Origin of the sequence: Pseudogulbenkiania subflava DSM 22618 (assembly GCF_900177275.1) — a bacterium.
Classification (GTDB): Bacteria; Pseudomonadota; Gammaproteobacteria; order Burkholderiales; family Chromobacteriaceae; genus Pseudogulbenkiania; species Pseudogulbenkiania subflava.
Genome location: NZ_FXAG01000006.1, coordinates 145,624 through 168,741 on the forward strand (window position 1 = coordinate 145,624; position 23,118 = coordinate 168,741).

Below are 23,118 nucleotides of genomic sequence, written 5' to 3' on the forward strand. Positions count from 1 at the left end.
GCGATGGCGGGCCTGGCGGAATCCGTGTTTCAGTGTTTGAGCCAGCGCGCGCCGGCAGGTTGCAGCACCAGCCGGCAGGTATCGGCCGGGGCCGCCTGCAGCAGCACGCTGAACGTCATCAATTGGTCACGGCGGAAGGCGTGCAGCTTGACCGCCTCGCCAGGCTGGAAGCGCACCAGCGCCTTGTCCAGATCACTCACCTTCAGGCGGTCGAGCGCCACCACCACGTCGCCACCGGAGAGGCCGGCCAGCTGCGCCGCGCCGCCATCCAGCACGTGGGTCAGCTTCACCCCGAGCGGGTCGCTGGCGCTGCGCACGCCCAGCACCGCACGCACCGGCTTGGCCGTCAGTGCGTCGACCACGCCGCCGCGGTCGTTCGCCCCCTCGGCCGGTGCCAGCGCCATCTCCACCCCCTGGCTCGCCAGCAGTTCCGGCAGCGGCAGGTCGGCGGTGGAACGCAGCGCCAGGTCGAAGAAGCCGCGCAGATCGAGCCCGGTGGCCTGCGCCGCGAGGCGCTCCCACTCGTCCTCAGCCAGGCCCTGGCCGTCGGCCAGCCACTTCTGCCACAGCGCGCGCATCACGTCGTCGAGCGACTTGGCGTCGCCGCTCTCGCGCCGGATCAGCAAATCCAGCGCCAAGGCCGCCAAGGCACCCTTGGTGTAGTAGCTGACCAGGCTGTTGGGGCTGTTCTCATCCTGACGATAGTACTTGGTCCAGGCGTTGAAACTGGATTCTTCCAAGGTCTGCTTGCGCCGCCCGGCGCCACGCTCGACACCGCTGATGGTCTCCGCGAGGAGGCCAAGGTAACGTTTCTCGTCGATCAGCCCGCAGCGCACCAGGGTCAGCTCGTCGTAGTACGAGGTCACCCCCTCGAACGCCCACAGCAGACGGGTATGGTTTTCCCGGCTCAGGTCGTAGGGGGAGAACGCCGCCGGCTTCAGGCGCTTGACGTTCCAGCTGTGGAAGTATTCGTGGCTGATCAGGCCCAAGAGGCGCAGATAGCCGTCGCCGATGGTCTTCTCGCCCGCTTGCGGCAGGTCGTCGCGGTTGGCCAACAGCGCGGTCGAGGCGCGATGCTCGAGCCCGCCGTAAACGTCCTTGCCGACGTAGAGCAGAAACACATAGCGCTCGAACGGCGCAGGTTGGCCGAACAGAGCGATCTGCCATTCGCAGATCTTCTTCACGTCGCGTGCCAGACGCTTGAGGTCGGCCCGGAAACGGCCGGCGACGACAAACTCGTGCGGCACGCCGCAGGCCTTGAAGCTGACGCGTTCGAACTCCCCCATCTCCACCGGGTGATCGATCAGCTCATCGTAATCGGCCGCACGATAGACGCCGAACCCGGATTTCTTCTTGACCTCGTGCGCCGGCAGGCTGGTGGCCAGCTGCCAGTCGGCGAATGCCTTGCCCGCGGGCGGCAGGATCGCCACCTCGCAGGGGCTACTTTGGTAGCCTTCCGCCATCAGGAACACGCTGCTACCGTTAAAAAAGCCGCGCTCGCCATCGAGGTAGGCGCCCCGCACCGACAGGTCGAAACAGTAGACCTGGTAGCGCAGGGTCAACCTCCCCGTCACCGGCGCCGCCTGCCAGCTATGCTTGTCGAGCTGGGTCAACGCCACCGCCCGTCCGGCGGACTCGGCCTGCAGCGTCACGATCTGGCGGGCGAATTCACGAATCAGGTAGCTGCCCGGAATCCAGGCCGGCAAACGCACGATCTGCCCCTCACTGGCCGGACGCTCCACCGTCATGACGACCTCGAACAGATGGGCTTCGGGCGAGAGGGGGGATATCTGGTAGCGGACGGGCACGGTCATGGCGAATTACCTGTCGTGACGAAAAGCGCCGATTCTAGCATTGCACTGCGCGGAATGCTGCCCGGCAAGCCGAGTTGATCCAAATCAAAAGCCGCTTGCCTGATGACAATATAATCCGGAACAGTCGCAGCATCGGGTGAGAGCACCCGGGAGGAGAATTCCGCGGACCGAAATGCCGGACGATAGCCGCCAAAAGCACATGCCACGGCTGGTCCGGCCAATGCAATTGTTTTAGAATGATCAGATAAATAAATGGGGAAACTGCGTCTGTTGCCGCCATGAGCGCGCAGTGGCGCGCCCCGGGCAACGATCATGCCCTTGATTTATCTCAAGTTCGGAATTTCAGCGAGTTGAAGTCCCTTTCCACATGGGGACGGAAAACCGGGCTTCAAGTCGCCACGGATTGTAAAAAAGTTCTGAGTTAGCAACCTTGGAGAGAATCGTAAATGGAATCGCAATCCACTTATAACTATAAGGTGGTGCGCCAGTTTGCCATCATGACCGTCGTATGGGGCATTGTTGGCATGTTGGTGGGCGTCGTCATCGCCGCCCAGCTGGTGTGGCCGGAGCTCAATTTTGGGCCCTACTTCCACTTCGGCCGCCTGCGCCCGCTGCATACCAACGCCGTCATCTTCGCATTCGGCGGCTGCGGCCTGTTCGCCACGTCGTACTACGTGGTACAGCGTACCTGTAACGTCCGCCTGATCTCGGACAAACTGGCCGCCTTCACCTTCTGGGGCTGGCAACTGGTGATCCTGGCTGCGGCCATCACCTTGCCGCTGGGACTCACCTCCAGCAAGGAATACGCCGAGCTGGAATGGCCGATCGACCTCCTGATCACCGTGGTCTGGGTCGCCTACGCCATCGTGTTCTTCGGCACCATCGCCATCCGCAAGGTCAAGCACATCTACGTGGCGAACTGGTTCTACGGCGGCTTCATCCTGGCCGTGGCGCTGCTGCACATCGTCAACAACCTGGAAATTCCGGTGACGATGTGGAAGTCCTATTCGGTGTACAGCGGTGCGGTCGATGCCATGGTGCAATGGTGGTACGGCCACAACGCCGTGGGCTTCTTCCTGACCGCCGCCTTCCTCGGCATGATGTACTACTTCGTGCCGAAACAGGCAGGCCGTCCGGTGTACTCCTATCGCCTCTCCGTGGTGCACTTCTGGGCGCTGATCTTCACCTACATGTGGGCCGGTCCGCACCATCTGCACTACACCGCCCTGCCTGACTGGACCCAGTCCGTCGGCATGGTGTTCTCCCTGATCCTGTTCGCACCGTCCTGGGGCGGCATGATCAACGGCATCATGACCCTGTCCGGCGCCTGGCACAAACTGCGCACCGACCCGATCCTGAAGTTCCTGGTGGTATCGCTGTCGTTCTACGGCATGTCCACCTTCGAAGGCCCGATGATGGCTATCAAGACCGTGAACGCCCTGTCGCACTACACCGACTGGACCGTCGGCCACGTGCACTCCGGCGCACTGGGCTGGGTCGGCTTCATCACCATCGGCTCGATGTACTACCTGCTGCCGCGCCTGTTCGGCCGTGAAGAAATGCACAGCGTCAAGCTGATCGAAGCTCACTTCTGGCTCGCCACCGTCGGCGTCGTTCTGTACATCGCTGCACTGTGGATTTCCGGCGTGATGCAAGGCCTGATGTGGCGTGCCCTGAACCCGGACGGCACCCTGACCTACGCCTTCGCCGAAGTCGTCAAGGCGACCTACCCGTACCACTTCGTACGTCTCTTGGGTGGCTCGCTGTACCTGACCGGCATGCTGGTCATGGCTTACAACACCTTCCGTACCGTCACCGCCGGTCGCGCCGTTGACGCCAAGATTCCGGCAGTTACCGCCTCGGCACACGCTTAAGCGGAAAGGGCAAGAAGAACATGGAAAAGATTCAGAAACTGGTTGAAGAGCACGTCGGCTACCTGATCGTATTGACCGTCCTGGTGATCAGCGTGGCCGGCCTGGTGGAAATCGTACCGCTGATGTTCCAGAAATCCACCACCGAGCCGGTCGCCGGCGTCAAACCGTACAATGCGCTGCAACTGGCGGGGCGTGACATCTACATCCGCGAAGGCTGCCACGTCTGCCACTCGCAGATGATCCGTCCGTTCCGAGCCGAAACCGAGCGCTATGGCCACTATTCCGTGGCCGGCGAGTCGGTATACGACCACCCGTTCCTGTGGGGCTCCAAGCGCACCGGCCCGGACCTGGCCCGTGTCGGCGGCCGCTATTCCGATGAATGGCACCGCGTACACCTGACCAACCCGCGTGACGTGGTACCGGAATCCAACATGCCGGCCTTCCCGTGGCTGGCCAAGAATCTGGTCGACGCCGAAGTGCTGCCGAAGAAGATGGCCGCACTGCGCAAGGTAGGCGTACCGTACACCGACAAGGACATCGCCGAGGCAACCGCCCAGGCGCAAGGCAAGTCGGAACTGGACGCTGTCATCGCCTACCTGCAAGGTCTCGGTCTTGCACTCAAGAACGTACGTTAAGCCATGGATTGGACCAATCTGGGGCGCAGCCTGTTCACGGTGTTCTGCTTCGTCGTGTTCATCGTGATCCTGCTGGGAGCCTACAGCAAGAAATCCAAGAAACGGTACGAGGAGGCAGCCAACCAGCTGTTCCTCGATGACGACAAGGTGCAGGAGGCCGGCAACGACTCGCCGGCTTCCAACGGAGCAAAACAATGAGTGATTTCGTAAGTGATTTCTGGGGCGTGTACATCGCCGTCGTGGTAATCGTCGGCATCGTAGGCCTCGCCTACCTGCTCTTCAGCCAGTCCAAGACCAACCTGAAGAAGGGCGAGAAGGTCGAGACCGTCGGCCATGTCTGGGACGACGACCTGCAGGAGTACAACAACCCGCTGCCGCGCTGGTGGATGATGCTGTTCTACATCACCCTGGTGTTCGGCGCGGTGTACCTGGTGCTCTACCCCGGCCTCGGAACCTTCAAGGGTATCCGCGGCTGGACGTCGGTCGGCCAGTACAACGAAGAGCGCAGCCAGGCCGAAGCCAAGTACCAGCCGCTGTACGACAAGTTCCTGAAGCAGGATATCCAGGCCGTGGCGGCCAATCCGGAAGCCCAGGCCATGGGCAAGCGCCTGTTCCAGACCTACTGCGTACAGTGCCATGGTTCTGACGCCCGCGGCGCCAAGGGGTTCCCGAACCTGACCGACAACGACTGGCTGCATGGCGGCACTCCGCAGAAGATCGAGGAGACCATCACCATCGGCCGTCACGGTCAGATGCCGGCCTGGGGTGCGGCATTCGGCGAGGAAAAGGTCAAGGACGTGGCCAACTACGTGATGTCGCTGTCCGGCAAGAAGCATGACGCCGACCGTGCGGCTCGCGGCAAGGAAACCTTCTCCGCCGTGTGCGCGGCCTGCCATGGCCCGGACGGCAAAGGCAACCAGGCCATGGGGGCTCCGAACCTGACCGACAACATCTGGCTGTACGGTGGTACCGAAAAGACCATCATCGAGACCATCACCAACGGTCGCAACAACCAGATGCCGGCCTGGAAGGACTTCCTCGGCGAAGGCAAGGTACACCTGCTGGCGTCCTACGTCTGGGGGCTGTCCAACAACACCAAGGCTCAGTAAGTCTTGATTCGCAATACTGCCCGCTCGTCGCGGGCAGTATTGCTTGGCACCGATGCTTAGCAAGCAAACATAATATAAAATTTTTAACAGAAGCTTTCGGCAAATCGGTATACACCGCTTTCCCAAAATCTTTTCGCAGGAAATCACGATGTCCGAATCACTGAAAGAGATCCCCATCAAGGTGGAACAACGTGCCGCGCAGAAGAATGCGGCACAGGACACCACGGAAGTGTCGTTGTACGAAGAGCGCCAGAAAATCTATCCTCGTAGCGTCAAAGGCCTGTTCAACAACTGGCGCACCATCTTCGTACTGGGCACGCAACTGGTGTTCTTCGGCTTCCCCTGGCTGATGTGGAACGGCCGCCAGGCCGTGCATTTCGACCTGATCAACCGCCAGTTCCACCTGTTCGGTCTGACCATCTGGCCGCAGGACTTCGTCTACCTTGCAGCCCTGCTGATCTGCAGCGCCTTCGGCCTCTTTGCCTGGACCACCATCGCCGGCCGGCTGTGGTGCGGCTACTCCTGTCCGCAGACGGTGTACACCGAGATCATGCTGTGGATCGAGCAGTGGGTTGAAGGCGACCGCAACAAGCGCATGAAGCTCGACAAGCAGCCGATGAACCTCACCAAGTTCCGCATCAAGTTCACCAAGCATGCGCTGATGGTGCTGTTCTCCCTGGTCACCGGTTTCACCCTGGTTGGCTATTTCACGCCGATCCGGGATCTGGTCGTCGCTGCGCCGAGCTTCAACTACGGTCCGTGGGAAACGTTCTGGATGTTCTTCTACGGCGGCTTCACCTATTTGTTCGCCGGCATGATGCGCGAGCAGGTGTGCAAGTACATGTGCCCCTACGCCCGCTTCCAGGCCGTGATGTTCGATGCCGACACGCTGATCATCTCGTACGACGAGAAGCGTGGTGAGCCGCGCGGCGCGCGCAAGAAAGGCCTCGATCCGCGTAGCGAAGGGTTGGGGGACTGCATCAACTGCAGCATCTGCGTCCAGGTCTGCCCGGTCGGCATCGACATCCGCAACGGCCTGCAATACGAATGCATCGGCTGTGCCGCCTGTATTGACGGCTGCGACGAGGTCATGGACAAGATGGGCTATCCGCGTGGCCTGATCCGCTACACCACGGAAAATGCCCTGGAAGGCAAATACAGCGAGAAGGAGATCGTCTCGCGCCTGAAACGGCCGCGCGTGGTGCTGTACTCGCTGCTTCTGCTCACCATTCTGATCGCGGCCGTCGTCTCGTTCTCGCAACGCAAGCCGTTCAAGGTAGACATTATCCGTGACCGTGCCTCGCTGGTCAGGGAAACGGATGAAGGCTGGCTGGAAAACAGCTATAGCGTGAAAATCATCAACGTCTCGGAACGAACCCAGCGCTTCCAGCTCTCAGTCGAGGGCCTGCCGGGCATCAAGCTGGAAAGCGACAAGCCGATCATCACGGTCAAGGGTACCGAAACCGAAACCGTGCCGGTGCGTGTTGAGGCCGACCCGCAATACGCCACCAAGGGCAGCCACGAAATCCACTTCGTGATCCAGTCTGCCGACGACCAGGCGCTGCGCGTGGAAGAAAAATCAAGTTTCATCGGAGAATAAGAGATGCAGAAGGCCCTCAATGTTTCGCGCCCCTGGTATCGGGAGCGCTGGCCATGGCTGCTGATGGCAGGTCCCATCATTGTCGTGATCGCGGCCTTCGTCACCTTCGGCATCGCGGTCAAGAGCGACGACGGCATGGTGGTGGACGACTACTACCAGCAAGGCAAGGAGATCAACAAGCAGCTGCATCGTGACGAGGTGGCCCAAGCCATGGGGCTGTCGGCCCAGGTTCTGTTCAGTGACGACATGCGCCAGGTGCGCGTCATCACCAGCAGCAAGCAGCCGCTGCCGGCCGAGCTGGAGCTGCAGCTCCTGCACCCTGCCCAGGACGATTTCGACCAGCACATCACACTGCACCGCACCAGCGACAACGTCTACCAGGGCACGGTCAAGCCTGCTCCGGCCAACCACTGGTATCTGCATCTGGAAGACAAGAACAAGCAATGGCGAGTGCAAGGCGATTGGCGCTCGGCCGAAGGCAACCAGGTTCTGCTCGGCACCCCGGCCCTCACCCCGGTGGAGAACTGAGATGAAGCGCCGATACGCCCTGTTGGGACTGGCCGCACTGGTGTTGAGCGGCTGCGCCACCCAGGGCGGCTATACCCCCGCCTACCTCAACGGCACCGTGTCGCTGGCGGGCAGTCCGCTCGAGCGCGCTGGCAGCATGGTGCGGGTCAGCCTGCTCGATGTCAGCCACAGCGATGCTCCGCCGCGCGTTCTAGCGGAACAATACCTGGAACAGCCGCCCGCCTTCCCCGCCGGATTCTCGCTGTGCTATGACCGCCACGCCATCCAGGCCGATGGACGCTACGTTGTGGAAGCACGGGTCTTCGTCGATGGCGAACTGCGCCTGGCCAGCCGCGAGCCACGCCGGGTATTGGACGGCTCCAGTGCCACGGTGGAAATCAGCGCCGAGCCGGTGGCACGCTGAGCAATGCCCCGGGCGACGATGGTAGCCCGTCTGCGAACGCAGCCCCCCCTGTCTCATCAGCTGTGCCACACGCTGTTTGCCGCAACGCTCTCCCTGTGCCTGCAGGTCGTCATACACCTTGCGGTATCCATAGACACCGCCACTCTCGAGCCAGGCCTGCTTGATTTGCCCCAGCAAGCGTTGGTCTTCGCGGGTACGGATTGAAGTCTTCAACGGCTTCGGTGGACATGTCCATGGCGGTGCATTCCTTAGCGTGAACTTATCAAGCACCCAGCAAAGAGCAAATCGGTGCACCATCAGAGTAGAAAAATCCCGGTCGGTGCCGGGGTTTGTGAGCCTTCAGCCATTCTTTATGCATAAAGATGCATGGACTCTACTTGTTTGATGAAGCAAACTAGCGTTTAATCTCTTGATTTTCTATCTTATCAATTGGCGGTCTCATCAATGCCATATGAACGCCGATTACGTTCCACCCGGACCATCTCCCACCCGCTTTCGATCCTGACCATCGTGGGGCTCATGGTCGTGTCGCTCTGGTTTGTTCTAAGCGTGGAACAAGGTCGTAATCACGCCGCTGTCGAGCGCAATGCCAAGACCGAGTCGGCCAATCTTGTCAGGGCCTTCGGGGAACACGTCGCTCGAACCTTCGATGAGGTCGACGAAGCGCTGCTGATTCTGCGCCAGGCATGGCTTGACGATCGATCCGATTTCGATCGGAAAGTCCAGTTTCTCCAGTCGGCCTATCCCAAGTCACTTTTGGTCCAGGTCTCGGTCATCAGTTCCGATGGGAAGCTCGCGTACTCCACTCTCGACCCAAACGCGAAACCGGTCGACCTGAGCGACCGCGAGCATTTCCGGGTGCATCGGGACAGCCGCCAGGATAGGCTCCATATCAGCAAACCCGTAAAGGGGCGCGTTTCCAGCCGCTACAGCATTCAGATGACACGCCCCATCCTGGGCGAGGGTGGCCGCTTTGAAGGCGTCCTGGTCATTTCGCTCAGTCCCGATTACTTTGGACAATTTATTGAATCCATTGACCTCGGCGCACGTGGCACTCTCGGGCTGATCGGAACGGACGGGATTTTCCGAGCACGCGGAAGCAGCCGGAAACTCGATGCCCAGGCTATCGGCACGGCGGTACCGTCTGATCGTCCGTTCTTGCGCCCAAGTGCTCCACAGCAAGGGAGCTTTGAAGCGAAAAGTGTGATTGATGGGATCAACCGGCTGGTGACATATCGACGCTTGGATGGCTATCCGATGGTCGTGTCGATCACCCAACCCGTCGAGGACATTTTCGCCGCGCATGAACGGCGCTGGTTCCGGTACCGCCTGCTCGCGGGGGTCATCTCGTTGCTTATGGTACTGGGCGGAGCGTTGCTGGCGCGAGCCCTGCACGTACAACATCAATTCCGCAGCCGGTTACTGTTCGTCAACGACAGCCTGCGCACTCTGAACGATATCGCCACCCAGTCGAGCGACACCCTGCAAGAGCAGCTACAGAAAGCACTGGAACTCGGATGCCGCCATCTAGGGGTTGAATTTGGCATTGTCAGCCATGTGATTGGTGACTGCTACCAAGTCGAAAGCTGCTGTACGCCGCCGGCGACCAACCTGAAGGCGGGCGATGAATTCGAGCTCGCGCAGACCTACTGTTCAATAACGCTTAATAACGCGGATGTGGTGGCGATCCACCACATGAGCGATTCCGACTATGCCGGCCACCCCTGTTTCGATGCCTTCAAACTGGAGTGTTATATCGGCAGCCCGGTTCTGGTTGGTGGCCAACTCTATGGCACCGTCAATTTTTCCTCGGCCAGACCCTATGGCCGAACGTTCGATCGTAGCGATATCGAGTTCGTGCGGTTGCTGGGGCGCTGGGTGGGCAGCGTCATTGCCGAGGAAAGGTCACTCAGCAAGCTGAGAGCGCTAGCGACAACCGATGAACTGACTGGCGTACTGCGCCGTGGCCACTTTACCGAGATTGCAGAGAAAGAATTCAGTCGGGCGAAGCGCTATGGGGGCCGACTGTCCATGTTCCTGATAGACCTCGACTACTTTAAACGCATCAATGACAGCTTCGGCCACCACGGTGGCGATGAAACACTGAAGCGCGTCGCCGTTGTTTTTCAGCAGGCTCTCAGGAACTGCGACACTATCGGCCGCCTTGGCGGGGAGGAGTTCGCCGTTCTGCTGCCCAATACCCCTGAACCCGAAGCACAAGAGGTGGCTGAGCGACTTCGCCGCGAAGTCGAAGAGTGTACGATTCAAGCACTGAGCGGACAGATTCACGTCACCATCAGCATCGGTGTTGCAGAACTGGCGGCCGAGGATGACTTCACGACCATCTACAATCGCTGTGATGCCGCGCTTTATGAAGCGAAGCACCTGGGCAGGAACTGTGTTGTGACAAGTAGTGTATTTCCGTAAGAAGGGTTCGATAGTGCGTTTGCACTCCCTCCCTGCTGCCCCTCCATGTAACCCCAGCTCCAAAAGAAAAAGGGCCTAACATCGCTGCAAGGCCCTTCGTTCTTGGCTTCCAAGCCAATCTCCCATTCACTTCCTCGGGGAGCCTGGCTCCCCGTTTTCATTCCAGCCTTAAACGGGCCGCAGCCGTGCGGTGAAGTGGCGCAGAATCGGCGGTTCGTAATCGAAGCGCAAGCCACGGATCGAGGCGGCACGCCGTTTGACGTCGATCAGGCAGTCGGCGATGTAGTCCATGTGGTCGTTGGTATACACCCGGCGCGGAATGGTCAGACGCAGCAGCTCGAACGGCGACGGCTCCTGGGCGCCGGTCTGGGGATTGCGCCCGAGCAGCAGCGAGCCAATCTCGACACCGCGGATGCCGCCCTCCAGATACAGCTCGCACGCCAGCGCGTGGGCGGGGAACTGATCGGCCGGGATGTGCGGCAACAGCTTTTTCGCGTCGACGAACACCGCGTGTCCGCCGGTCGGGGTCTGGATCGGCACACCGCCCGCGCGTAGCCGCTCGCCCAGGTAGGCCACCTGGCCGATCCGGTAGCTCAGGTAATCCTGGTCCATGCCCTCCTTCAACCCCAACGCCATGGCCTCCATGTCACGACCGGCCAAGCCACCGTAGGTGACGAAACCTTCCATGGGCACACAGCGCACCTGCACCGCGTGGAACAGCTCGATATCGTCTTTGAAGCAGCACAGACCGCCGATATTGACCAGTGCGTCTTTCTTCGACGACATGGTGAACATGTCGCCATGGCTGAACATCTCGCGCACGATATCGGCAATGGCATGGCCGGCGTAATCCGGGTCGCGCTGCTGGATGAACCAGGCGTTCTCGGCGAAGCGCGCAGCGTCGATGATCACCGGGATGCCGTGGGCACGCGCCAGCGTGCTGGCTTCACGGATGCTGTGCATCGACATCGGCTGGCCGCCGGCGCTGTTGCAGGTGATGGTGACGATCAGCCCGGCCACGTTGTCGGCGCCGACGTCGGCGATCGTTTCGGCCAACCTCGGCAGGTCAAAATCGCCCTTCCAGTTGTAAGCGGTCTCGGTATCGAAGGCCTGTGGCGTCAGCACATTGATGGCGCGGGCACCGGCGATTTCGACATGCGCCTTGGTGGTGTCGAAGTGGTAGTTGGACAGGAACACCGGCGACTTGCCCTTGGTGCGCTTGACCAGTTCCGGGAACAAAATCTGCTCGGCCCCGCGCCCCTGGTGGGTCGGGATGGTATGCGCGTAGCCGAACACCTCCCTGACCGTATCGGCCAGGTGGTAAAAATTGCGGCTGCCGGCATAGGCTTCGTCGCCCATCATCAGGCCGGCCCATTGCCGGTCGCTCATCGCACCGGTGCCGCTGTCGGTCAGAAGATCGATATAGACGTCTTCGGCGCGCAGCAAGAACGGGTTCCAGCCGGCCTGCTCGAGTGCTTGATGGCGTTGTTCGGGGGTGGTTTGCTTGATCGGCTCCACCATCTTGATGCGGAACGGTTCGGGAATACGACGTGCCATGAGAATCTCCCGGCTGTCGGCCGGCCGCGGGCGCAACAACGCCAGACGCGACGAGAGCGACAGCCTCTGTCTTCAGTTTAAACGGTATGCAGGAAAAAGACGGATGCCACCGAGCGGCGGCGGAGAAACTCAGGCGCGGGGGAAGTCGTCAGCGAGGACGACGTCGAGGGTGTACCAGTTCATGGGCAGGCGACTGCGGTTGGCCCCTGCCCGGGTCAAGCAAGCCAACGTGTTCATGAAAATAGCACCTTGAAAAGCATTGCCGGATGGCTTGGCGAGACTACTCCACTCCATCCGCGCCAGCAAGCTTTGCAGGAAAACGGCAGCACCTTGCCATCGATACTGGTGGGCAGTGTGCCGTCGTCAGGATTCCTTAAGGGAATGACGCCAACATCGGTAGAATTGCGCTTTCTAAAAACAGACAAATCCTGCCGGGCGGACCTGCCCAGGCAGTACCCGGACGACACCAGAAATACAGGATGAAACCCTCTTCTCGACCCGGCTGGCAGCGCCAAGCCGTTTTTGTGCTGCTGGCGCTGATCGTGGTGCGCCTGCTGGCCATGGCCCTGATCCCGCTCAATGACACTACCGAAGCCCGTTACGCCGAGATTGCCCGCAAGATGCTGGAAACCGGCAACTGGGTGACACTGTGGCACGACTACCAAATCCCGTTCTGGGCCAAGCCGCCGCTCTCCACCTGGCTGTCTGCCGCGTTCATGGGGGCATTCGGGGTGAACGAACTGGCGGCACGCCTGCCGGCCCTGCTGCTCTCCGTCGGTACCGTGGCGCTGACCGCCTCGCTGGCCGCCGCACGCAGCGGTCGCGATGCCGCCCTGGCCTGCGTGCTGGTCCTGTCCGGCGGCCTGCTGTTCTACCTCGCGGCCGGCACAGTAATGACCGACCCGGCGCTGATGTTTTCCGTCACCCTGATCCAGACTGCTTTCTGGCATGCGTTGGCTCAACGTAGCCGGCGTTGGGGCTATGCGTTCTTCGTCGGCATGGGGGTCGGCCTCTTGGCCAAGGGGCCGGTCGCCATCGTGCTGGCGGCGATGCCGATCGGGCTGTGGGTGATCGCCCGCAAGCAATGGAAGCCTTTGTGGCAGCACCTGCCCTGGTTCGGCGGTCTCGTCGTCACGCTGCTGATCGCCGCCCCCTGGTACCTGCTGGCAGAACACCGCACCCCAGGCTTCCTCAATTACTTCATCATGGGCGAGCACGTCTCCCGCTTCCTCGATCCGGGCTGGAAAGGCGACCGCTACGGCTTCGCCCATGCCACCCCGCACGGCATGATCTGGCCCTATACCGTGGCCGCCCTGCTGCCGTGGTCGCTGGCGATGCTGCCTTGGTTGGCACGCCAGCGCCGTCGCCTGCCTGCCCTGTGTCGCGACCAGGACGGCTGGTTGCTGTACATCGCCCTGTGGACCTTGATGACGCTGCTGTTCTTCAGCCTCTCCGGCAACATCATCTGGCCCTATTCGATGCCGATGCTGCCGGGCTTCGCCTTGCTGTTTGCCGAGTTGTGGCAGCGTGCGGACCTGCCGCAGCGCGGCCGCTGGCTGCCGGCCCTGGGGCTGGTCAGCGCCGTGATCGCACTGGCAGCCACCGCCGCCTTCGTGCTGCGGCCCGAGGCGGTCGGACGCAGCCAGAAACGGTTGATCGACGCATGGCAGCACGAACAGCCGAGTTCGGACAGCCAGTTGCTGTACTGGGACCGCCGCCGCGAGTTTTCGGCGGAGTTTTATTCTGCTGGCCGCGCCCGCAGCAGTACCGACTCGGCACGTTTCGAGGCGCTGCTGCATAATACGACGCGCGACTACATCGCCGTCGATGCCAAGGAAGTCGCCGAACTGCCGCCGGTAGTACGGGCCGGCTTCGAAGAAGTCGGCCGCTTCCGCAACATGAAAGACGTTACCCTGCTGCTGCGTGAACACCAGCCACCACGCCCCGCTGCGCCAGCCACTGAGCCTCTCCGGAGCCCGACATGAAGGAAGAGATCGTTCCTCCCTACCTGCTTGGCCTGCACGCGGCCGAGCGTCCCGCCGATCCGTTGGTAAGCTGCATCATCCCGGCCTACAACGAGGCCGAGAACATCGTGCCGCTGTTGCAGACGCTGCACGGCCTGCTCAAGGAGCATGGCTACCGCCACGAGCTGATCGTGGTCGACGACGGCAGCCGCGATGCCACCGTGGAGAAAGTACTGAGCGAAACGGCCCCGCTACCGGTGACCCTGGTGCAGCTGTCGCGCAACTTCGGCAAGGAGATCGCGCTGACCGCCGGGGTGAACCAGGCCGGGGGGGATGTGGCGGTGCTGATCGATGGGGACTTCCAGCATCCGCCCGAGCTGGTGCCGGAATTTCTGGCGCAGTGGCGCCGCGGCTACGACATGGTGTACAGCGTGCGCTCCAGCCGCGAAGGCGAGAGCCTGGCGAAGCGCTGCTTCACCCGCGTGTTCTACACCCTGCTGAATACCGGGGCGCGCTTGAAGATTCCGGAAAACACCCAGGACTTCCGCGTGCTCGACCGCAACATCCTCGACGCCCTGCGCGCCATGCCGGAGCGCGACCGCTTCATGAAGGGCCTGTACAACTGGGTCGGCTTCACCCGGCTCGGGCTGGAGACCCATACCAACGTCCGCCGTTCGGGCCAGAGCAGCTTCAACTTCAAGCGCCTGCTCGATCTCGGGCTGACCGGCCTGACCTCGTTCTCCACCATGCCGCTGCGCATCTGGACCCTGGTCGGCAGCGCCATTTCGCTGGTGGCGATCGGCTATGCCTTCTATGAGGCGTTCCGCACCCTGGTCTTTGGCAACCCGCTGCACGGCTGGCCGACGCTGGCGGTCGCGGTGACCTTCCTCGGCGGCATCCAGTTGCTCTCGATCGGCATCCTCGGCGAATACGTCGGACGGATTTTCGACGAGGTGAAGCAGCGCCCGAATTACCTGATCAGCCGTATTGTCTCCCCGGCCGACAAGGAACACGCCCCGCGCCATGAAACGTGAACTGCTGGTATTCGGCTGCGTCGGCGTCAGCGCCATGCTGGCGCACTTCGTCATCGTCAGCCTGTGGCTGGTGCCGATGGGCCTGCCGCCGCTGGCGGCCAACGTCGCCGCCTTCCTGCTGGCGTTCCAGATCAGCTACTGGGGGCACCGCCGGCTGACCTTTCAGGCCCACCATGTCCCGCACCGCCAGTCGCTGCCCCGCTTTTTCGGCGTGGCCAGCCTGAGTTTTGGACTGAACGAGGCACTGTACTTCGTGCTGTTGCGCTTCACCGCGCTGGATTACCGCAGCGCCCTGCTGCTGGTGCTGGTGCTGGTGGCCGTGTTCACCTTCGCGCTGAGCAAACTATGGGCCTTTGCCGGGAAGCATCCGGCATGAGCCGCCGCCTGACCCTGTGCGCCGACGATTTCGCGCAGTCGCCCGCCATCAGCGAGGGCATCCTGACCCTGCTGGAACGGCGCCGCCTGAGCGCCACCAGCGTGTTCAGCCTCTCGCCGCTGTGGCCGGCGCTGGCCGGTGAACTGGCACAACGAGCCCCCCATGCCGACATCGGCCTGCACTGCAACCTGACCCACCCGTTCGACGACAGCGCCCGGCCGCTCGGCCACTGGCTGCTCTACAGCCGGCTCCGTCTGCTGTCGCGGCCGGCCTTGCGCGACACGCTGCTGCGCCAGATCGACGCCTTCGCCGAGCATTTTGGCCGGCTCCCGGACTACCTCGACGGACACCAGCATGTGCATGCCCTGCCGGTGGTGCGCGACGCTCTGCTCGAGGCCGTGGCGCTGCGCTGGAGGGGGCGGGCTCAACCCTATCTGCGGGCGCCGGATCGGCTCGGCGACAGCGGAGACAGCCAGGGCAAGGGGATGGTGCTCAAGGCGCTGTGCGCCGGCTTCGCCGGCAAGGCCCGCCATCGCGGCCTGTGCACTCCAGACTGGTTCGGCGGGCTGTACTCCTTGACCGCGGAAGCGGATTTTCCCGGTCTGATGCGGCGCTGGCTGCAGCGCTGCCAAGACGGCGGCCTGATCATGTGCCACCCAGGACTGCCGGCAGAGGACAGCAGTGACCCGATCGGCGCGGCGCGGCAGCAGGAATACCGCTATCTGGCCAGCGCCGCCTTCGTGGAAGACTGCCAGCGCAACGGCGTCGTTCTGGAACGCTTCGCCCAACCGCTCAGGCTGGGAAGTTGAGAACCGGCCAGGGCAGCGCCTCGGGCTGCCACTCCGGTTTTTGCAGTGCAGCCAGCAACGCCACGGAGAGGAACTGCGCACCGTGTCGGGGCGGGCAGACGAAGTGGAAGCGCTCGCCGTCCAAGCGGAACGCCAGCGAGTAGGCGTGCAGGTAGCCCCGGTCGGACGGGGTGCCGCCGTATAGCTCGTCGCCCAGAATCGGCACCGACAGGCTTTTCAACGCCACGCGCAGCTGGTGCGTCTTGCCGCTGTGCGGACGCAGGATGAACAGTCGCAGCCCCGGGGCCAGCGAGAAGCTGAAGAACTGGGTGATGGCGGGGTTGGCCGAAGACGGCAGCAGGCGCCAAGCACCGCCACGCCCCTTCACCATGTCGCCCCGCACCAGTCCCTGTTTCTTCTGCGGCTTGCGATCCGACAGCGCCAGGTAGTATTTCTCGATCTCGCGTGCGGCGAAGGCTTCGGCCAACCTTGACGCCACCTCGGCCGAGCGCGCCACCAGCAACAGCCCCGAGGTCAGCCGGTCAAGACGGTGCACCGGCCACAAGGCGTCGTCGGCCAGTTGCGCGCGCAGCGCCTCCATCAGCCCGGCCTCGTCGCCCTGACGATGAAAACTCACGCCGGGATGCTTGGCGATGACGTAGAAACGGGGATCGGTGGCAATCAGGTCGAACACGGCGCACTCACCATGAAAAAGAGGCCGATTCTAACAGCGAAGCGGCCTCTGGTTCTCAGTCTTGCTCAGGACAGCGCCTCGTTCATGCGCGCCTCGGCCTCCATGCGCATGCGCTTGCGGATCTCCGCGTCGCGGAAGCGCTTGCGATGGGTCTCGGTGTCGAGCGACAGCGCCGGCACTGCCGCCGGCTTGCCCTGCTCCATCGCCACCATGGTGAAGTAGCAGCTGTTGGTGTGACGCACCGTACGCTGCTGGATGTCTTCGGCCACCACCTTGATGCCGACTTCCATCGAGGTCCGGCCGACGTGGTTGACGCTGGCGTAGAACGTCACCAGTTCGCCGACGTGGATCGGCTGCTTGAACAGCACCTGGTCCACCGACAGCGTCACCACGTAGCAGCCGGCGTAGCGGCTGGCGCAGGCGTAGGCCACCTGGTCCAGCAACTTCAGCAGCACCCCGCCGTGCACATTGCCGGAGAAGTTCGCCATATCGGGCATCATCAGTACCGACATCACCAGCTCGCGCTGCGTCGGATGATTGCTCGTTTCAGTCATTTTCTGTGTTCCCTGGGTCATTATCTATCTGTTATGTACTGCAGTAGAATCGCTGTCTACCGCTACCCGGACGATACCATGAACGCCCTTTCGCGACTGTTCGACTATGCGCGCCAGTACCGGCGGGACGCCCGCCTCGCCGCGCTGTACTCGGTGCTCAACAAGTTCTTCGACATCCTGCCCGAGGTGCTGATCGGCGTCGCCGTCGACGTGGTGGTCAACAAGCAAGCTTCGTTCCTGGCACGCTTCGGCATCACCGACACCATGCAGCAGTTGCTGCTGCTGGGCCTGCTCACGGTGCTGATCTGGGGTGGAGAATCGTTGTTCCAGTTCCTCTACGAGGTCAAGTGGCGCAACCTGGCGCAAAGCCTGCAACACGAACTGCGGCTGGACGCCTACCGCCATGTGCAAAAGCTGCCGCTCGCCTACTTCGAGAACAAGAGCATCGGCAAGCTGATGGCCATCCTCAACGACGACATCAACCAGATGGAGCGCTTCCTCAACGGTGGCGCCAACAGCATCATCCAGGTGTTCTGCTCCTCGCTGATGGTCGGCGCGGTGTTCTTCCTGCTGGCGCCCAAACTGGCGCTGATCTCGCTCTTGCCGGTGCCGCTGATCCTGTACGGCACCTTCTGGTTCCAGCGCCGCCTCGCGCCGCGCTACGCCGAGGTGCGCGAGGCCGCCGGGGTGATCAACGGCCGCCTCAACAACAACCTGCTCGGCATCGCCACCATCAAGGCCTTCACCGCCGAAGAGTTCGAAGCCGGTCACATCCACGACGCCAGCGAGCACTACCGCAGCACCAACGCGCGCGCCATCCAGCTCTCGGCCGCCATCACCCCGGTGATCCGCATGGCCATCCTGGCGGGCTTCGTCGCCACCCTGGTCTACGGCGGCTGGATGGCAACCCACGGCGAAATCGGTGTCGGCAGCTACTCGGTGCTGGTCTACCTGACCCAGCGCCTGCTGTGGCCGCTCACCGGCCTTGCCGACATCGCCGACCTGTACCAGCGCTCGATGGCCTCGATCGAGCGCGTACTGGGGGTGCTGGCCACGCCTCAGACCATCCCCTACGAGGGCCGTCATCTTCCGGCGGCACACGTCGCCGGACGGCTGGAGTTCGACGCACTGTCCTTCGCCTACGCCGACGCCCCCACGCTGCAGGACGTCACGCTCACCATCGAGCCCGGCCAGACCGTCGCCTTCGTCGGTGCCACCGGCTCCGGCAAGAGCACGCTGGTGAAACTGCTGCTACGCTTCTACCAGCCCCAGACCGGACAAATCCGCCTCGACGGCCACGACATCCAGCAGCTCGATCTTACCGACCTGCGCCGCGCCATCGGCTACGTCAGCCAGGACGTGTTCCTCACCGACGGTAGCGTGGCCGACAACATCGCCTACGGGCTGGGCCAAGTCAGCCGCGCGGCGATCGTGGCCGCCGCCAAGGCAGCCGAAGCGCACGACTACATCGTCCGCCTGCCACAGGGCTACGACACCCCGATCGGCGAGCGCGGCCAGAAACTGTCGGGCGGCCAGCGCCAGCGCCTGGCGCTGGCACGCGCCATCCTGAAGAACCCACCGCTCTTAGTGCTGGACGAAGCCACCAGCGCGGTCGACAACGAAACCGAAGCCGCTATCCAGCGTTCGCTCGACGTCATCTCGCGCAACCGCACCACCTTGGTCATCGCCCACCGCCTGTCCACGGTACGCCACGCCCACTGCATCCACGTCATGGAGCACGGCACCATCGTCGAGTCCGGCACCCACGACAGCCTGCTGGTACAGAACGGCAGCTACGCCGCGCTGTGGCGGCTGCAGACCGGCGAACGCCCCGTTCTCGACAGTCCGCCGAGCCTGGTCTGAGCCCCGGCCAGGGCTCAGGCACGGCTCGTGCCCGCGTTACGCGAATCAAGTGATTGTTTAACAATTGTTAAGACGGCGGGATTCACGGCAACCCTGCGTCTATAATCCTGCCCAAGTTGGCCCCGGGCAGCGCCGCGCGCAGACCGGCCGTCCGGTGCTCGCGGCTGCATCCACCCTGCCATCATCCCCAGGTAAGGCCACGCGCACACCTGTCCCGATTCCCGACTGTTACTCCGTGGAGGCACTCATGTTCAAACACTCGAAAACCCTGCTCACCGCCGCCGTCGCCCTGAGCGTCGGCCTCGCCGCCTGCACCACCAACCCGCAAACCGGCCAAAGCCAGATGAGCAAGACCGCCATGTACGGCCTCGGTGCCGCCGCCGCCTGCGGCATTGCCGGTGCCGCCACCCACGGCAGCAAGGGCGCACGCAACGCGGCGCTGGGCTGTGGCATCGTCGGGGCCGGCGTGGGCGCCTACATGGACTACCAGGAAAAACAGCTGCGCGACAAGCTGGCCAACACCCAGGTCGGCGTCGACCGCGTCGGCGACCAAATCAAGCTGACCATGCCGGACAACGTCACCTTCGCCGTCAACAGCGCCGACCTGCAGCCCTCCGTACGCACGGCACTGACCGATGTCTCCAACGTGCTGACCCAGTACCCGGATACCACCATCACCGTCGCCGGGCATACCGACAACACCGGCAACGTGGCCTACAACCAGACGCTGTCGCAACGCCGTGCCCAGTCCGTCGCGGGCTTCCTGCAATCGCGTGGCGTCGCCGGCAGCCGTATCAACCCCGTCGGCTACGGCCAGAACCAGCCGATCGCCAGCAACGCCACGGCCGAAGGCCGCGCCAAGAACCGCCGCGTGGAAATCCTGATCAACCCGAAAGCCAGCTGATCACCCCACCCGGCATGACAATCCAACCGGAGGCGAGCCCTCCGGTTTTTTGTTTGCGACCGCGGCGGGTGTAAAAAAAAAAGGCCGACGAATAGTCGGCCTTAACAACGCTCAGTAATGGAGGAACTACAATAACACGCCCGCAAAGCAGCGCCTTGCGGAACCTGACCACACTACCGCAAGGCGGCAATGTGCAGATCCAGGGTGGCCATGCCACCCGTCCTATCCCCAGACATGGGGCCAGAACACAATTCGTTCAAGTCTAACCTTGCCAGGCTGTGCCCGGCTAAAGCATGCCCCAGAAGGGCAACAGCGCTGGCAGGTATCGACTCACAGCAAGGAGGAAGATCAGCGACAGTCTTCCGCACCGACCCCACACACCCTCCTGCTGCACAACACACACAACACACAGGGAGAGCTCGTAGTATAGTGAGCCCGAATTCATTCTAGAAATGAATTAAAATTATCCTTACCATTCACTTTTGGAATGCACCAACATGGACGTCAAAGCGCTGCGTTATTTCATTGAAGTAGTGCGCCGTCAAAGCTTTACACGCGCCGCCGATGCCCTGTTCGTGACCCAGCCCACCATCAGCAAGATGGTCAAGCAACTGGAAGAAGAACTGGGCACGCAACTGATCATCCGTGAAGGCCGCAGCTTCCAGTTGAGCGATGCCGGCAAGGTCGCCTACGAGCGCGGGCAGGACGTGCTGGCCGCGATGGCCCGCCTGAAAACCGAGCTGACCGACCTGTCGGCCCTGACCCGCGGCGAGCTGATCGTCGGCCTACCGCCGATGGTCGGCGGCGCCTTCTTCGCGCCGGTGGTCAGCTCGTTCCGGGCCCACTACCCCAACGTCGAACTGAAGATGGTCGAATACGGTGCGCGCTCGATCGAGAGCAACATCCGTTCCGGGCAGCTGGAAATCGGCGTAGCGGTGCTGCCGGTCGATCGCCAGGTGTTCAACACTTTCAGCTTCGTGCGTGACCGCCTGTGCCTGGTGGCCCCGGACCAGTCGCGCTGGCACGGCAAGCGCAGCGTCAAGCTCGCCGACATCGTCGACGAACCGATCGTGTTCTACCCCGAGGACTTCTCGCTCTCCACCCTGGTCAGCCAAGGCTTTCGCCGCTTGGGCAAAACCATTCATATCGCCGGACGCAGCGCCCACTGGGACTTCATCGCCGCCATGGTGGAAGCCCGCCTCGGCATCGCGCTGCTGCCGGAAAGCGTGGCGGCCCGGTTGTACGGGCGCCCCTTCGACGTCATCCCGCTCGACGAGAAGGAGATCATCTGGCATCTGGCACTGATCTGGCAAAAGGAGGTCTATCTCTCACACGCCGCGCGTGCCTGGATCCAGATGTCGCGCGACATGCTGGGTAGCCTGGAATAGACAAGGAAGCACGATGAAAACCCTGAAACTACTGCTGCTCAGCCTGCTGCTGACCGCCTGCTCGACCCTCTCCTGGCAAAAGCCGCAGGTGTCGATCGCCGATATCGAGCCCGGTAAGAGCACGCTGTTCGAGCAGACCTTCACCCTCACGCTGCGGCTACAAAACCCGAACAACTACGCCCTCTCGGCGAAGGGACTGGTATTCGACGTCGCCGTCGGCGGCGAGAAACTGGCGCGCGGGGTCAGCCCCCAGGCGATCCAGGTCGCGGCGCTGAGCGAAAGCCTGGTCAAGGTCGAACTGCACACCAGCACCCGCCACTGGCTGAAACAGGTCGGCCGCCTGCTGGAACACCCGGACAGCACGCTGGACTACGAAATCAACGGCCAGCTGCAAGATATCAACGGCCTGGGCACGCTGCCGTTCAGCAGCAAGGGCGAATGGAGCCGCCCGCATTGAACAAGGTTGGCGCCAGGTGGCCGGGGGGCGCCCTCCCTGGCGGCGGCGCTATCGCCCTCCTGTCTAGCGCCTAGCCTCGAGCACCGGGCAAGCCCAGCCTTACAAGAGAGAGTCGGCCTTGCTTGCCCAAGCACGCAACCGCTCCAGAAACAGCCGAACCCGCCTGGGCTGCCCGCTGGTCGCATAGACGGCGTGCATTTGCGGATCCTGGCCACGGGAAGAGGTCACCCGATAATCCGGGCAGACTTTGACGAGGGCCCCCTCCCTTACCGCCGGTGCCGCCAGCCAGCTGGCCAATCGGGCAATCCCCACCCCATGCCGCGCCGCCTGATACACCGCCACGCCCGAATTGAAGCGGTAGCGGGGCTGTACCTTACTGCGGAACTGCCGCCCGTCCGACACGAAATACCAGTCTTTCAGGATGCGAGGCGCCGTATGCACGATGAGCTCGTGCTCCACCAGCTCTTCGGGCAACGCGGGTAGCCCACGCCGACGAATGTAGTCCGGGCTGGCAAACAGATGACGGCGGTAATCCCACAAGGGGAAACCGATCAGCTCGCTGTCCTGGGGAAATGCCCCGCGTATCGCAAAATCCAGCTTTTCCCGAATCGGGTCCAGCATTTCGTCAGTGAAACGCACATCGATGCGCACATCGGGGTGCAGGATGGCGAACTCGGCGATCACCTCCGGCAACACGCCGATGGCGAGGTTTTCCGGTGCGGCAAAACGTATCCAGCCCTGCGCCGCCGCGCCGAGGCCGGCCAGTTCCTCCTGAGCATCCGCCTGCAGATCCAGCATCTGCCTGGCGTAGGCGTAATAGCTCTCTCCCGCTGCGGTCAGGCTCACCAATTTCTGCGAGCGCTGCAACAGAGTACTGCCAACCTCGTATTCCAAGGCCTGGATCGCCCGCGTCACGGCGCTGGGAGAGCGCCCCAACAGCCGGGCGGCGGCGACAAAGCTGCGCTTTTCTGCCACGGCACAGAACACACTGATTTCCCACAGCAAGGGTAACTGCATCGGCTCTCTCATATTGCAATTAACGCAACACCATATTGCAACACAATCCATCCGGCTCTTCTATACTCGCCGTCAATCGGTTCCCGGCCTTCTGCTGCCGGGGCCATGCCATTTCCCCGTTCTGAGCGACTC

Annotated in this window: 23 protein-coding genes and 1 pseudogene; 17 read left to right on the forward strand and 7 right to left on the reverse strand. The window is 62.5% G+C overall.

The genetic code is table 11. The features are described 5' to 3' along the window. Positions 1-29 precede the first annotated feature (29 nt). Complete coding sequence (locus B9N72_RS07785; RefSeq protein WP_085275856.1) at positions 30-1,814, reverse strand: M61 family metallopeptidase; 1,785 nt, start codon at positions 1,812-1,814, stop codon at positions 30-32. Then, positions 1,811-2,128, reverse strand: a complete 318-nt coding sequence (locus B9N72_RS20700; protein WP_143477775.1) for a hypothetical protein — start codon at positions 2,126-2,128, stop codon at positions 1,811-1,813. Before B9N72_RS20700 ends, B9N72_RS07785 begins: the two co-directional genes overlap by 4 nt. 132 nt (positions 2,129-2,260) lie before the next feature. Between B9N72_RS20700 and ccoN the strand changes: the two genes are divergently transcribed. The 7 genes from ccoN (at position 2,261) to B9N72_RS07820 (ending at position 7,963) form a co-directional block, all read left to right on the forward strand. Continuing rightward, the gene (ccoN, locus tag B9N72_RS07790) at positions 2,261-3,688 is read left to right on the forward strand and encodes a cytochrome-c oxidase, cbb3-type subunit I (protein ID WP_085275857.1); all 1,428 of its coding nucleotides are present in this window, start codon (positions 2,261-2,263) and stop codon (positions 3,686-3,688) included. 20 nt (positions 3,689-3,708) lie between these two features. Continuing rightward, complete coding sequence (ccoO, locus tag B9N72_RS07795) at positions 3,709-4,323, forward strand: cytochrome-c oxidase, cbb3-type subunit II (RefSeq protein ID WP_008953112.1); 615 nt, start codon at positions 3,709-3,711, stop codon at positions 4,321-4,323. A gap of 3 nt (positions 4,324-4,326) precedes the next feature. Beyond that, positions 4,327-4,521, forward strand: coding sequence for a cbb3-type cytochrome oxidase subunit 3 (locus B9N72_RS07800; RefSeq protein ID WP_085275858.1), 195 nt, complete (start codon positions 4,327-4,329; stop codon positions 4,519-4,521). Continuing rightward, positions 4,518-5,432, forward strand: a complete 915-nt coding sequence (ccoP, locus tag B9N72_RS07805) for a cytochrome-c oxidase, cbb3-type subunit III (RefSeq protein WP_085275859.1) — start codon at positions 4,518-4,520, stop codon at positions 5,430-5,432. Before B9N72_RS07800 ends, ccoP begins: the two co-directional genes overlap by 4 nt. Positions 5,433-5,580: 148 nt before the next feature. After that, positions 5,581-7,032: a cytochrome c oxidase accessory protein CcoG gene (gene ccoG / locus B9N72_RS07810; protein ID WP_085275860.1), complete on the forward strand. Its 1,452-nt coding sequence runs from the start codon at positions 5,581-5,583 to the stop codon at positions 7,030-7,032. A 3-nt stretch (positions 7,033-7,035) separates the two neighbouring features. After that, a complete protein-coding gene (locus B9N72_RS07815; RefSeq protein WP_085275861.1) occupies positions 7,036-7,560 on the forward strand; it encodes a FixH family protein in 525 nt (174 codons plus the stop codon). Between the two features lies 1 nt (position 7,561). Beyond that, positions 7,562-7,963: a YbaY family lipoprotein gene (locus B9N72_RS07820; RefSeq protein ID WP_085275862.1), complete on the forward strand. Its 402-nt coding sequence runs from the start codon at positions 7,562-7,564 to the stop codon at positions 7,961-7,963. Positions 7,964-7,966: 3 nt separating this feature from the next. On the opposite strand, the pseudogene B9N72_RS20705 reads toward B9N72_RS07820, so the two are convergent. After that, a pseudogene (locus B9N72_RS20705) lies at positions 7,967-8,167 on the reverse strand (IS3 family transposase); the annotation flags it as partial. A gap of 240 nt (positions 8,168-8,407) precedes the next feature. Here B9N72_RS20705 and B9N72_RS07830 point away from each other — a divergent pair. Continuing rightward, the gene (locus B9N72_RS07830) at positions 8,408-10,390 is read left to right on the forward strand and encodes a diguanylate cyclase (RefSeq protein ID WP_234985918.1); all 1,983 of its coding nucleotides are present in this window, start codon (positions 8,408-8,410) and stop codon (positions 10,388-10,390) included. 168 nt (positions 10,391-10,558) lie between these two features. Here B9N72_RS07830 and B9N72_RS07835 read toward each other — a convergent pair whose 3' ends face one another. Next, positions 10,559-11,947, reverse strand: coding sequence for a tryptophanase (locus B9N72_RS07835; RefSeq protein ID WP_085275864.1), 1,389 nt, complete (start codon positions 11,945-11,947; stop codon positions 10,559-10,561). Positions 11,948-12,196: 249 nt separating this feature from the next. Here B9N72_RS07835 and B9N72_RS20710 point away from each other — a divergent pair, with 249 nt between their 5' ends. From B9N72_RS20710 to B9N72_RS07855, 5 genes are read left to right on the forward strand one after another with little or no spacing between them, the layout of a single operon-like run. Continuing rightward, complete coding sequence (locus tag B9N72_RS20710; RefSeq protein ID WP_143477776.1) at positions 12,197-12,430, forward strand: hypothetical protein; 234 nt, start codon at positions 12,197-12,199, stop codon at positions 12,428-12,430. Further along, positions 12,427-13,932 carry an ArnT family glycosyltransferase gene (locus B9N72_RS07840; protein ID WP_085275865.1) on the forward strand — a complete coding sequence of 502 codons (1,506 nt, stop codon included), beginning with the start codon at positions 12,427-12,429 and terminating at the stop codon, positions 13,930-13,932. The genes B9N72_RS20710 and B9N72_RS07840 overlap by 4 nt, the downstream gene beginning before the upstream one ends. Further along, positions 13,929-14,945 (forward strand): glycosyltransferase family 2 protein, encoded by a 1,017-nt coding sequence (locus B9N72_RS07845; protein WP_085275866.1) that lies wholly within the window; start codon positions 13,929-13,931, stop codon positions 14,943-14,945. Before B9N72_RS07840 ends, B9N72_RS07845 begins: the two co-directional genes overlap by 4 nt. Then, on the forward strand, positions 14,935-15,321 hold the full coding sequence (locus B9N72_RS07850; protein WP_085275867.1) for a GtrA family protein: 387 nt from the start codon (positions 14,935-14,937) through the stop codon (positions 15,319-15,321). The genes B9N72_RS07845 and B9N72_RS07850 overlap by 11 nt, the downstream gene beginning before the upstream one ends. Then, positions 15,318-16,130: a ChbG/HpnK family deacetylase gene (locus tag B9N72_RS07855; protein ID WP_085275868.1), complete on the forward strand. Its 813-nt coding sequence runs from the start codon at positions 15,318-15,320 to the stop codon at positions 16,128-16,130. Before B9N72_RS07850 ends, B9N72_RS07855 begins: the two co-directional genes overlap by 4 nt. Here the strand turns inward: B9N72_RS07855 and B9N72_RS07860 are convergent. After that, complete coding sequence (locus B9N72_RS07860; RefSeq protein ID WP_085275869.1) at positions 16,114-16,803, reverse strand: TIGR01621 family pseudouridine synthase; 690 nt, start codon at positions 16,801-16,803, stop codon at positions 16,114-16,116. The genes B9N72_RS07855 and B9N72_RS07860 overlap by 17 nt on opposite strands. Positions 16,804-16,868: 65 nt before the next feature. Further along, positions 16,869-17,357, reverse strand: a complete 489-nt coding sequence (locus tag B9N72_RS07865) for an acyl-CoA thioesterase (protein WP_008953125.1) — start codon at positions 17,355-17,357, stop codon at positions 16,869-16,871. Positions 17,358-17,435: 78 nt separating this feature from the next. Here B9N72_RS07865 and B9N72_RS07870 point away from each other — a divergent pair, with 78 nt between their 5' ends. The 4 genes from B9N72_RS07870 to B9N72_RS07885 all read left to right on the forward strand — a co-directional run bounded on the left by B9N72_RS07870 (position 17,436) and on the right by B9N72_RS07885 (position 21,969). Continuing rightward, positions 17,436-19,220: an ABC transporter ATP-binding protein gene (locus B9N72_RS07870; protein WP_085275870.1), complete on the forward strand. Its 1,785-nt coding sequence runs from the start codon at positions 17,436-17,438 to the stop codon at positions 19,218-19,220. Between the two features lie 247 nt (positions 19,221-19,467). Continuing rightward, a complete protein-coding gene (locus B9N72_RS07875) occupies positions 19,468-20,124 on the forward strand; it encodes a YiaD family glycine zipper/OmpA-like lipoprotein (protein ID WP_085275871.1) in 657 nt (218 codons plus the stop codon). A 497-nt stretch (positions 20,125-20,621) separates the two neighbouring features. Next, complete coding sequence (locus tag B9N72_RS07880; RefSeq protein ID WP_085275872.1) at positions 20,622-21,512, forward strand: LysR family transcriptional regulator; 891 nt, start codon at positions 20,622-20,624, stop codon at positions 21,510-21,512. 13 nt (positions 21,513-21,525) lie between these two features. Then, complete coding sequence (locus B9N72_RS07885; protein WP_085275873.1) at positions 21,526-21,969, forward strand: LEA/WHy family protein; 444 nt, start codon at positions 21,526-21,528, stop codon at positions 21,967-21,969. A 99-nt stretch (positions 21,970-22,068) separates the two neighbouring features. Here the strand turns inward: B9N72_RS07885 and B9N72_RS07890 are convergent, their stop codons facing one another. After that, positions 22,069-22,974: a LysR family transcriptional regulator gene (locus B9N72_RS07890; protein WP_234985919.1), complete on the reverse strand. Its 906-nt coding sequence runs from the start codon at positions 22,972-22,974 to the stop codon at positions 22,069-22,071. Positions 22,975-23,118 lie beyond the last annotated feature (144 nt).